Below are 10,146 nucleotides of genomic sequence, written 5' to 3'. Positions count from 1 at the left end.
TGGCCGCCGCGCGTCGCCCCCCCCCCCCCCCCCCGCCCGGGGCCCCCACCCCCCCCCCCCCCCGCCCCTGGGGGGGGGGCGGGCCCCCCGGCCCCCCCCGGCCCGACCCGTGTCGCCACGGCGTCAGCGATGCCCGTGGTGGTGGTGCTTCGCGTGCAGGTCGATGCTGACGAGACGGCCCTGCGGCGGGTCGGTCGGCCCCGCCGTCGGGTCGAACGCGTTCGCCGTCGCGAGGAGGCCCTTGCCGGACCACTCGACGGCGCCGGGCACGTCGATCGCGACGACGGACCGCGGCCCGCCGTGCTTCACCGTGCTGATCCGGTTGCCGAACATCTCGGCGACGTACACGTCGCCCTTCGGCGAGACGGCGAGGTTCGTGGCGCTGAGGAAGCCGCCCGCGACCTTCCGCACCGACCCGGTCCACGGGTTCACCCGGTAGACCGACCCCCGCGCGCCGAGGCTCTCGTCCTCGGGCCCGCCGGGCAGCGTCGAGACGTAGAGCCGGCCCCACGGGCCGATCTCGACGTCCGTGGGGACCGGCTCGAACCAGTACGTCTCGCCGACGACGCAGTCCGGCAGGCCGAACATCGCCGCGGCCTCCGCGGTGACGACGGCCGGCTGGGCGGGCAGCACCGCGACGGTCCGCACGCGGCCGCGGTCGCTGACGGACAGGATCGCGTTCATGCCCGCGTCGGCGACGAAGGTCGTACCGCGGGCCTGCGTCGTCGCGTACGGGTGCGAGTCCTGGATGCCCTGGTACAGGACGGGGATGCCGTCCGGCGGCGCCTGGTCCAGGCAGGACTGGTCGACGTCCCGGAAGCCGTAGGTGACGTCGCCGTCCGGGTTGTTCGCGTTCTCGTACGCGCGGATGTCGGCGAGGGTGCGTGCCTGTCCGACCGGGTTGCCGTGCCGGTCGAGGCGCAGGGTCTTGATGCTCGAGGCCACCGGGCCCTGCTGGTCGTCGATGAGCGTCTCGGTGAAGGCGAGGCGCCGGTCGCGGTACGAGACACCGCCGACCTCCTCGCCGTTCGCGGACGCGTGGAGGACCGAGGTGCGGCCCCGCCGGTCGACCTCGGTGAGCAGGCCGGCGAAGTTCTGCGTGACGTAGTTCGTGCCCTTGGCGCCGGCAGCGGCGCTGAGGGGACTGACGAGGCCGGTGGCCACGTCGGTGACGGTCGGGGGCTTCGGTGCGGGCTTGCCGCCGTGGGCGGCGGCGGGGCCGGCGGCGAGCAGCAGCGCCGTCGCTGCTGCGGCGGCCGCGGTGAGGGCGCGTCTCATGGGATCTCCCGGGCTCGACGGTGAGGGACACAGCACCTTCGAGCGTGCGACCGCCCCGGGGCGCTCGCCAGCGACCCCGGGGCGCTGCCCGGGTGATTCCCCGGGCATCTTCCGGGCGGGGCCACGGCTCAGCCGGCGCGCAGGTCCACCCACACCAGCCGGTGGTCGCTGGACGGGAACGGGTAGGTGCCGGTGAGCCGCGACAGCGGGTCGGCCCGGGTCGGCCAGAACACGCCCGCGTCGCGCACCTTCAGGCCCTTCGACGGCAGCACGTAGTCGGCCCGCAGGTTGCCCGGGGCGGTGTCGGCGAAGTCGGCCGTGTCCAGGGCGGGGTCGCCCCGGTGGGTCGCGTTGGCGCCGCCCTGGAGGGCGGCCGCCTCGACGGCGCCGTCCGACGTCGGCCGCGGGTCGGTGATCCGCGGGTGGTCCAGGAGCTGGTCGACGGCCGCGTCCACGGAGTCGCCGTCGAACGGGTCGGCGTTCTGGTCGCCCAGGATCACGAACCGCGCGCCGGGCTGCAGCCCGCCGCGCCGGCCGTCGTCGTCGTAGACGTAGCGCGACGCCCTGCCGGGCGTCACGTAGTCGGCCCAGAAGCGGATCTCGTCGTGGTTGCGCCGGCCGTTGCGGTCCTCCGGCCCGTCGAACGTGGGCGGCGTCGGGTGCGAGGCCAGCACGTGCACGGTCTGGCGGCCCACGCGGACCGGCACGTCCCAGTGCGACTTGCTGGACAGCCGCACGACGTCGAGCTCCTCGGGGGAGTACCAGTCCGCGGGCTCGGGCGTGGCCGGGTCGTCGGGCAGCAACGCGCCCGGCATGTCCTTCCACAGGAAGTGCTGGAACGTCCGCACGCCCGACGTGTCGATCGGGTACTTGGACAGCACGACCATCCCGTACTGGCCCTCGAACTCCCCGAAGCCGAAGGCGTCGTTGCCGCCGCCCACCGTGCCGCTGTTGTCCAGGTCGAGGCCGCTGGGGACCCCCGTGTTCGACGGCGCGGTGTACGCGTAGCGGTAGCGCACCGGGTCGGCGCCGCCCTGCGACACCTCGAGGTAGTGCTCGCGGAACCCGTCCACGCTCGCGTGGTCGGCGTCGAAGTCGAACTCGTTGAGCAGGACGACGTCCGGGTCCGCGCGCTGGATCACCTCCGCGACCGTGCGCGCCTGCGGGTCGTCGCCCGTGGCCAGGTCGGCCCGCAGCTCGCCCTCCGTCGCGCGGTTCAGCGACAGGTTGTACGTCGCCACGCGCAGCGAGCGGTCGGGACCGTGCCCGCTGCCGTGCCCGCCGTCGTGCCCGCCGCCGCCCCCGTGGGCGCTCGCGGCGAGGGGGAGGAGGGCGGTGGGGAGGGCCACGGCCAGCGCCGTGGCGGCGGTGAGGGTGCGTCGTCGCAGGGTGGGCCTGGTGGGCGTGATCACGCGGTCGACGCTAGCGCCGGCCGGTGACGCGCGCCTCAACGGTGCGTGAACGTCGGTCGCGGAGCGAGCGCGGGCGCCCCGTGTGTCATCGTGTCCGGGGCGTGAGGGTCACGCACGACGGCGAGGTGACGAGCATGCGTTCGGTGACGCCATCGACCGCTCGCGTGGTGGTCGTCGGGTCCACCAACGCGGACCTGCTGGTCGGCGTCGCGGCGCACCCGGCACCCGGCGAGACGGTCCTCGGGCACGGCATGCGGGTCATGTCCGGCGGCAAGGGGGCCAACCAGGCCGTCGCGGCCGCCCGGCTCGGCGCGGACGTCGCGTTCGTGGGCGCGGTGGGCGACGACGAGTTCGCCGACGCGGCGCTCGCGGGGCTCCGGTCCGCCGGGGTGGACCTCGCGGCGCTGGCGGTCGTGCCCGGGCACCGGACCGGCATCGCGATCGTCACCGTGAGCGACGACGGCGAGAACTCCATCGTCGTCGTCCCCGGCGCCAACGCGGCCGTCGACGAGGCCGTGGTGGGTGCGCACGCCGGGCTGGTCGCGGCCGCCGGGACCCTCGTGCTGCAGGGCGAGATCCCGCGGGCCGCCATCGAGGCGGCGGCCCGCACCGCGCGCGGACGGCTCGTCGTCAACCTCGCCCCGGTGCTCGACGTCGACCCGGACGTGCTGCTGCGCGCCGACCCGCTGGTCCTCAACGAGCACGAGGCACGGCTGGTCGCCGCCGCGCTGGACGTCCCGCCGGGTGACGGCGAGGAGGAGCTGGTGCGGGGGCTGCTCGCGCGCGGGGTGCGGTCGGTCGTGCTGACGCTCGGGCCCCGCGGCGCGCTGGTCGGGCAGGGCGGCGACGTGACGGCGGTCCCGGCACCGCGGGTGCGCGCCGTCGACACCACGGGGGCGGGCGACGCGTTCGTCGGCGCGCTCGCCCACGGGCTGGCGCGGGGCGACGGGCTCGTCGACGCCGCCCGGACGGCGGCCCGCGTCGGCGCGTACGCCGTGCGGTCGCCCGGCGCGCAGGCCTCCTACCCGTCGGCGGACGACGAGCTGCCCGCGGTGTGACGTGCGGTGGCGACATCGTGGCGACGTCGTGGCGACGTGGTGGCGACGAGACCGTCGCCGTCGTCGGGCGAGATGTCGGAGGGCCTGTGCAGGGTGGGTCCATGGTGCACACCTACCCGCACGGGGTCCCGAGCTGGATCGACCTGGAGGTCGCCGACGTCGACGCGGCGCTCGCGTTCTACGGCGCGCTGTTCGGCTGGCGGTTCACCGAGAAGCTGCCGCCGGGGGTGCCCGGGCGCTACGCCGTGGCGTCGTGGGACGGCACCGACGAGACGGCGATCGCCGCCGTCGCCACGCCCGACCCGGGGTACGACGGGGAGCCGGCGTGGCACACGTACCTCGCCGTCGACGACATCGAGGCCGCGACGGCCCGCGTCGCCGAGCTGGGCGGGGTGGTGAGCTCGCCCCCGCAGCAGGTGGGCCCGCCCGGGCAGGCCGCGGGGTGGATGGCGCGCATCGTCGACCCGGAGGGCGCGCCCAGCCGCCTCTGGCGGGCCGGCACCCGCGCCGGGGCCCAGCGCGTCAACGAGCCCGGCACCTGGAACTTCAGCAACCTGCTCACCCCCGACGTCGACGCCGCGCTGCGGTTCTACGGGCCGCTGCTCGGCTGGGAGCGCAGCGACGACCTGGGCGCCGGGATGGCGCGCGTGCGGGGGTACGGCGACCACCTGGCCCGCACCGTGGACCCCGGGATCCACGAGCGGCAGGAGTTCGTCCCGCCAGGGTTCTCGGACGTCGTCGCGGGGGTGCTGCCCGCGGACGGTCCGGCCCGCTGGTCGGTCGTCTTCGCGGTGGCCGACCGTGACGCCGCCGCCGAGGCCGCCGAGCGGGCGGGCGCCGTCGTGCACGCGACCCAGGACACCGAGTGGACCCGGGAGGCGACGATCCGCGACCCGTTCGGCGCCGACCTCGTGCTCTCCCAGTTCGCCCCGCCGCCGGAGTTCGTCGCCGCCGAGGCCGACGCCGGGAGGTCCTGAGCCGGCGGGGGACCGCCGGGGCGCGTCAGGGCCGGCGCGCCTGCACCCACATCACGGGCGTGTCCATGAACGTCGCGCGGCCGACCTCGCGCGCGTCCGCGAGCCCGGCGTCCGTCAGCAGGCGCTGGATGCCGCCGTCGGCGTTGTCCTCCCGGTGCTGGTTCGCACCGATCCCGCGGTGGTGCCGGTGGCCGCCGTGCTCGTGCTCGCCGTCCGCTGGTTCGCCGTGCCCGTGCCCGCCGTGCCCGTGCCCGCCGCCGTGCCCGCCGCCGTGCCCGGGGGCATCGAGGTCCGCGACGGTGACGGTGCCGCCGGGGCGCAGCACGCGAGCGAGCTCGGCGGCGAACCGGCGCTTCTCGTCCATCGGCACGTGGTGCAGGGCGAGGGAGGAGAGCACGTGGTCGACGGTGCCGTCGGCCGCGGGCAGCCGGTCGGCGAAGCCCCGCACGAGCGTGAGCGAGCCGCGACGTCCCACCCGCCGGCGGCGGGCCTTGCGCGCCGCGCGGCGCAGGGCGGCGCCGTCCGGGTCGAGGCCGGTCACCGCGGCGTCCGGTACCGCGCGCAGCACGGCGAGGGAGAGGTTGCCGGTGCCGCAGCCGACGTCGAGGACCCGCTGCCCGGCGGCGATCCCGGCGAGCTCGACGGTGCGGCGGTGCAGCCGCCCGGCGCGCCGCCACCAGCTCTGCACGTCGTACCAGGGCATCTTCCAGGCGCTGCTCATGCCGGGCAGGTAGGCGCGGTCCGTCTCGTCCGGGCGGACGTCGTCGAAGAGGCGCACGCCGCGCACCGTGGTGTCGGGGCCCTCCGGGGATCTGGTCACGACGCCACGCTAGTCCCGCGACCGGTGACGTGCTCCTGACCTGCGACGACGCGGGCACCCCGCCCCTCTGACACCAGTCGACATCAGCGTGACATCAGAAATGACGTCAAAGGTCTTGCCATGACACCACGGTGGTGTCATAGTGGAGCCATGGACCTCACGAGATATGTCGACGAGCTGCAGCAGCAGCTCGGCACCGCAGCCGCCGCCGGCGGGGACGAGGCGCGGGAGCTGGCCTCCCGCCTGACCGCCCCCCTCGACGCGGCCGCCCGGCTCGTGCTGCTCGAGGCGCTGTCGGACGCGGCGGGGGAGATCTCCGCCGAGCTGGCCCCCGGTTCGGTCGACATCCGGCTCCGCGGCGGCTCGCCCGAGTTCGTCGTCGCGGTACCCGCCCGGCCCTCCGCCGTCGCCGCCGCCGCCCCCGAGGCGGACCACGCCCCGGCGGCGCCGGCCGCGGAGGCCGAGGGTGGCGCCACCACCCGCACCACCCTGCGCCTGCCGGACCACCTGAAGACGCAGGCCGAGACCGCCGCCGCCCGCGACGGCGTCTCCGTCAACACGTGGCTCGTGCGCGCGGTCGCCGCCGCGCTCGAGCAGTCCACCGGACGTCCGGCCGCGCAGGCCCGTCCGCAGCAGCGCGGCTCCGGCCGCGTCACCGGCTGGGTGCGCTGATCCCCTCGCACGGCCCCGCACCGCACCGCCCCCGTCCCCCCTGACACCACACCGACACCACTGTTGGAGCCCCGTCATGCCCACTTTCCCCGCCACCCAGCCCGTCCCCGTCCTCGTGGACGTGCCGTTCGCCAACGTGCACGTCGTCGCCGGGGAGCGCGACGACGTCGTCGTCACCGTGCTGCCCACCAACGCCAAGTCCGGCAGCGCCCGCGCCGCCGAGTCGGTCCGCGTGGACCGGGACGGCGACGCCGTCTCGATCACCTACCCCGGCTCGTGGAAGCAGTACGTGCTGCCCTTCGCGTCCGGCACCGCCGACATCACCGTCGAGCTCCCCGAGGGCTCGTCGCTGAGCGGCAAGGTCGGCTCGCTCTACGCCGAGGGCACGCTCGCCGCCGTCGACATGACGCTGTCCGCCGGCAACGCCCGCGTGGACGACGTCGAGCGGCTGGACCTCAAGCTCTCCGCCGGCTCCGCGACCGCGGGCCGCGTCACCGGCTCCCTCGACGTCAAGGTGAGCGCCGGGTCCGTCTTCGTGGACGAGGTCCTCGGGGACGGCACGATCCGCGCCAGCAACGGCACCACGACCGTCGGCTCCGTCACCGGCACCCTCGAGGTGCTCGGGGCGCACGGCGACATCGCCGTGAGCCGCGTGCGCGGCACCCTCACCGCGAAGTCTGCGCACGCCAGCATCCGGGTCAACAACCTGGAGTCCGGCGACGTCACCCTCACGTCCTCGTTCGGGTCGATCGAGGTCGGGGTGCCCGAGGGCACCGCCGCCTACCTCGACGTCTCGTCCGAGAACGGCTCCGTCCGCAACCTCCTGACCCCCACGGACGGGCCGGTCGAGGACGAGGCCACCGCAGAGATCCACGCCAGCACCGGCTTCGGCGACGTCGTCGTCCGCCGGCCGTGAACCACTCACCTCGCAGAATCGGAGAACCGGACATGACCACCGCCCAGTCCGACGGCGCGGCCCGCGCCGCGATCCACGTCCAAGGCATCGAGAAGTCGTTCGGCGAGCTGCACGTGCTGCGCGGGGTCGACTTCGACGTCGCCGCCGGGAGCATCTTCGCCCTGCTCGGGTCCAACGGCGCCGGCAAGACCACGCTGGTGCGCATCCTGTCGACGCTGCTCAAGGCCGACGCGGGCACCGCCACCGTGCACGGGCACGACGTCGCGGCGAAGCCCGGCGACGTGCGCGAGTCGATCAGCCTCACCGGCCAGTTCGCCGCCGTCGACGAGGTCCTCACCGGACGCGAGAACCTGGTGCTCGTGGCCCGGCTGCGGCACCTGCCCCACCCCGGGGAGATCGCCGACGACCTGCTCGCCCGGTTCTCGCTCACCGAGGCCGGCGGCCGCCGCGCGGGGACCTACTCCGGCGGCATGCGGCGTCGTCTCGACATCGCGATGAGCCTCATCGGCAACCCGCCGATCGTGTTCCTCGACGAGCCCACCACGGGCCTCGACCCGCAGGCGCGGATCGACGTCTGGCAGACCGTCAAGCAGCTCGCCAGCAACGGCACCACCGTGCTGCTCACCACGCAGTACCTCGACGAGGCCGAACAGCTCGCCGACCGGATCGCGATCCTGCACCAGGGAACGATCATCCAGAACGGCACCCTCGCCGAGCTCAAGCAGCTCCTCCCGCCCGCCAAGGTCGAGTACGTCGAGAAGCAGCCGTCCCTCGAGGACGTCTTCCTCTCGCTCGTCGGTGCGACCGGTACCGAGAAGGATTCCTGATGACCACCCACGCCCTCGCCGACACCCGCACCCTCACCGGGCGCTCCCTGCGGCACATCCTGCGCAGCCCCGACACGATCATCACCACCGCGGTGACCCCGATCGCGATCATGCTGCTCTTCGTCTACGTCTTCGGCGGCGCGATCAACACCGGGTCCGACGAGTCGTACATCAACTACATGCTGCCCGGCATCCTGCTGATCACCATCGCGTCGGGCATCGCGTACACGTCGTACCGGCTGTTCCTCGACCTGCAGGGCGGCATCGTCGACCGCTTCCAGTCCATGCCGATCGGCCGGTCGAGCGTCCTGTGGGCGCACGTGCTCACGTCGGTCGTGGCGAACATGGTCTCGGTCGCCATCGTCATCGCGGTCGCGTTCCTCATGGGCTTCCGCACGGGGGCCTCGGTGGGCGCCTGGTTCGCGGTGGCGGGCATCCTCGCCCTGTTCACCCTCGCCCTGACCTGGCTGGCCGTGATCGCGGGGCTCTCGGCGAAGACGGTGGACGGCGCGAGCGCCTTCAGCTACCCGCTGATCTTCCTGCCGTTCATCAGCTCGGCGTTCGTGCCCACCGACACGATGCCCGGCCCGGTGGCCTGGTTCGCGGAGAACCAGCCCGTGACGTCCGTCGTCGACACCGTCCGGGCCCTGTTCGCGGAGCAGCCCGTCGGCAGCGACATCTGGGTCGCCCTCGCCTGGCTCGTCGGCATCCTCGCCGTCTCGTACGGCCTCGCGGTCGCGATCTACCGCCGCCGGATCGGCTGACCCGACAAGGAGCGCCGGCCGGACCCCATCGGGCCCGGCCGGCGCTCCGTCGTGTCGGCGTCTCTGGTCGGGTCGCGCGTCAGGCGACCGGGACGACGTCGTGCGGCGCGGTCTCGCGCCGCGCGCGCAGCACCTCCTGCCGGCGCGGGTCGCCGATGAACGCCGGGTACCGGACGCTGCCGGGCCGGCGCGCCTCCCAGACGAGGCCCTGGACCGTGCTCCTGCACACGAGCTCCTTGAGCCAGGCCCCGGCGCGCGCGCCCAGCCGCCCGCCGAGGAACGCCCGCACGGGGACGTCGCCGCGCCGGGCGAACTGGAACAGCCCGGCGCCGCGGCCGAGGCTGAGGCACTGCCCGACGAAGCCGACCACGGCCGGCGCGGGCTCCGTCCCCGCGAGCCGGGCGAGCACGGTGTCCGCCGCGGCGCCGCCCAGCTGCCCGGCGGCCTGGCAGCTCATCCGGAACGGCAGGTCCGACGGCGCGGCCGCGTCGCCGGCGGCGACGATCCGCTCGTCGTCGACGCTGGTCAGGGTCTCGTCGGTGCGCAGGCGGCCCTCGGCGTCCGTGCTCAGGCCGCTGCGGGCGGCGAGGTCGGGGACGCCGAAGCCGGCCGTCCAGATCGTCACGTCGCTGGGGAGGTCGCGGCCGTCGGCGAGCTGCACGGCGTCGGCCGTCACGGCCGTCACCACGGCGGCGGGGCCGTCCACGACCGTCACGCCGAGGCGCACCAGCTGCGCGAGCACCGCCTGCCGACCCTTCGGGTGCAGGTACGGGCCGGCCAGCTCGCCCGCGACGAGCGTCACGGTGCGCCCCTGCTCCGCCAGCTCCGACGCCGTCTCGATGCCGGACGGTCCCGCGCCCACCACCGTCACGTGCGCGTCCCGGCCCGCGGCGGCCAGCTCGGGAGCCAGCCGGTCGGCCTCTTCCAGGCTCGCCAGCGGGTACGCGTGCTCTGCCGCGCCCGGGACCGCCGGGGCGGCGCTGGTGCTGCCCACGGCGTACACCAGGTAGTCGTAGCCGAGCGTGCCGCCGTCCGCGAGCACCAGCCGCCGCCCCGCCGCGTCGATCCGCTCCACGGTCGCGACCTCGAGCCGTACCGCGTCCGCCAGCACCCGCCGGTAGTCCACCACCGCGTCGTGCGACCCGGCGATCCGCTGGTGCAGCCGGATCCGCTCCACGAACGTGGGGCGCGCGTTCACCAGCGTCACGGCCACGTCGTCCCGCTTCGTCAGACGGTTCGCCGCCGTCACCCCGGCGTACCCGCCGCCCACCACCACGACCTGCGTCCTGTGCGACATCTCGTCTCCTCGGTCCGTCTTCGTCCGTCTTCTCGTCGGTTGCTCACGGTGACGACGAGACGCGGGGCGCGGGCGTGACGGCGTCCTGTCCGGGGACGACGACGGCGCCCGGTCGCGGGTGCGAC

At 75.1% G+C, this 10,146-nt stretch carries 10 protein-coding genes; 6 read left to right on the top strand and 4 right to left on the bottom strand.

The genetic code is table 11. The annotated features are described in order from the left end of the window. Positions 1 to 123 precede the first annotated feature (123 nt). Both ACFQ80_RS16635 and ACFQ80_RS16630 read right to left on the bottom strand, forming a co-directional pair. Positions 124 to 1,278, bottom strand: a complete 1,155-nt coding sequence (locus ACFQ80_RS16635; RefSeq protein ID WP_430550941.1) for a ScyD/ScyE family protein — start codon at positions 1,276 to 1,278, stop codon at positions 124 to 126. Positions 1,279 to 1,406: 128 nt separating this feature from the next. Next, positions 1,407 to 2,690 carry an endonuclease/exonuclease/phosphatase family protein gene (locus tag ACFQ80_RS16630; protein WP_430564408.1) on the bottom strand — a complete coding sequence of 428 codons (1,284 nt, stop codon included), beginning with the start codon at positions 2,688 to 2,690 and terminating at the stop codon, positions 1,407 to 1,409. Positions 2,691 to 2,824: 134 nt separating this feature from the next. Between ACFQ80_RS16630 and ACFQ80_RS16625 the strand changes: the two genes are divergently transcribed. Both ACFQ80_RS16625 and ACFQ80_RS16620 read left to right on the top strand, forming a co-directional pair. Beyond that, positions 2,825 to 3,748: a ribokinase gene (locus ACFQ80_RS16625; protein WP_430564407.1), complete on the top strand. Its 924-nt coding sequence runs from the start codon at positions 2,825 to 2,827 to the stop codon at positions 3,746 to 3,748. A 101-nt stretch (positions 3,749 to 3,849) separates the two neighbouring features. Continuing rightward, a complete protein-coding gene (locus ACFQ80_RS16620; protein WP_430564406.1) occupies positions 3,850 to 4,725 on the top strand; it encodes a VOC family protein in 876 nt (291 codons plus the stop codon). A gap of 25 nt (positions 4,726 to 4,750) precedes the next feature. On the opposite strand, the gene ACFQ80_RS16615 is transcribed toward ACFQ80_RS16620, so the two are convergent. Next, complete coding sequence (locus ACFQ80_RS16615) at positions 4,751 to 5,545, bottom strand: class I SAM-dependent methyltransferase (RefSeq protein ID WP_430564405.1); 795 nt, start codon at positions 5,543 to 5,545, stop codon at positions 4,751 to 4,753. A gap of 150 nt (positions 5,546 to 5,695) precedes the next feature. On the opposite strand from ACFQ80_RS16615, the gene ACFQ80_RS16610 reads away from it, so the two are divergent. The 4 genes from ACFQ80_RS16610 to ACFQ80_RS16595 all read left to right on the top strand — a co-directional run bounded on the left by ACFQ80_RS16610 (position 5,696) and on the right by ACFQ80_RS16595 (position 8,724). Beyond that, entirely contained in the window at positions 5,696 to 6,217 is a 522-nt protein-coding gene (locus tag ACFQ80_RS16610; protein WP_430564404.1) for a histidine kinase, read from the top strand. Between the two features lie 76 nt (positions 6,218 to 6,293). Then, a complete protein-coding gene (locus tag ACFQ80_RS16605; protein WP_430550947.1) occupies positions 6,294 to 7,133 on the top strand; it encodes a DUF4097 domain-containing protein in 840 nt (279 codons plus the stop codon). A gap of 32 nt (positions 7,134 to 7,165) precedes the next feature. Beyond that, positions 7,166 to 7,960: an ABC transporter ATP-binding protein gene (locus ACFQ80_RS16600; RefSeq protein ID WP_430564403.1), complete on the top strand. Its 795-nt coding sequence runs from the start codon at positions 7,166 to 7,168 to the stop codon at positions 7,958 to 7,960. Then, positions 7,960 to 8,724, top strand: a complete 765-nt coding sequence (locus tag ACFQ80_RS16595; RefSeq protein ID WP_430550949.1) for an ABC transporter permease — start codon at positions 7,960 to 7,962, stop codon at positions 8,722 to 8,724. The genes ACFQ80_RS16600 and ACFQ80_RS16595 overlap by 1 nt, the downstream gene beginning before the upstream one ends. A gap of 79 nt (positions 8,725 to 8,803) precedes the next feature. Here the strand turns inward: ACFQ80_RS16595 and ACFQ80_RS16590 are convergent, their stop codons facing one another. Continuing rightward, entirely contained in the window at positions 8,804 to 10,021 is a 1,218-nt protein-coding gene (locus tag ACFQ80_RS16590; RefSeq protein ID WP_430564402.1) for an NAD(P)/FAD-dependent oxidoreductase, read from the bottom strand. Positions 10,022 to 10,146 lie beyond the last annotated feature (125 nt).

Source organism: Isoptericola sp. NPDC056578 (assembly GCF_042793275.1).
In the GTDB taxonomy this organism is placed as follows: domain Bacteria; phylum Actinomycetota; class Actinomycetes; order Actinomycetales; family Cellulomonadaceae; genus Isoptericola.
Note: the sequence above shows the minus strand (reverse complement) of the source record. Positions and strands in the feature narration are given on the sequence as shown.

Bases quoted from the DNA above. Each gene is read 5' to 3' on its own strand.
- ACFQ80_RS16635 (WP_430550941.1), bottom strand. From the start codon at position 1,278: ATGAGACGCGCCCTCACCGCGGCCGCCGCAGCAGCGACGGCGCTGCTG.
- ACFQ80_RS16625 (WP_430564407.1), top strand. From the start codon at position 2,825: ATGCGTTCGGTGACGCCATCGACCGCTCGCGTGGTGGTCGTCGGGTCC.
- ACFQ80_RS16620 (WP_430564406.1), top strand. From the start codon at position 3,850: ATGGTGCACACCTACCCGCACGGGGTCCCGAGCTGGATCGACCTGGAG.
- ACFQ80_RS16610 (WP_430564404.1), top strand. From the start codon at position 5,696: ATGGACCTCACGAGATATGTCGACGAGCTGCAGCAGCAGCTCGGCACC.
- ACFQ80_RS16605 (WP_430550947.1), top strand. From the start codon at position 6,294: ATGCCCACTTTCCCCGCCACCCAGCCCGTCCCCGTCCTCGTGGACGTG.
- ACFQ80_RS16600 (WP_430564403.1), top strand. From the start codon at position 7,166: ATGACCACCGCCCAGTCCGACGGCGCGGCCCGCGCCGCGATCCACGTC.
- ACFQ80_RS16595 (WP_430550949.1), top strand. From the start codon at position 7,960: ATGACCACCCACGCCCTCGCCGACACCCGCACCCTCACCGGGCGCTCC.
- ACFQ80_RS16590 (WP_430564402.1), bottom strand. From the start codon at position 10,021: ATGTCGCACAGGACGCAGGTCGTGGTGGTGGGCGGCGGGTACGCCGGG.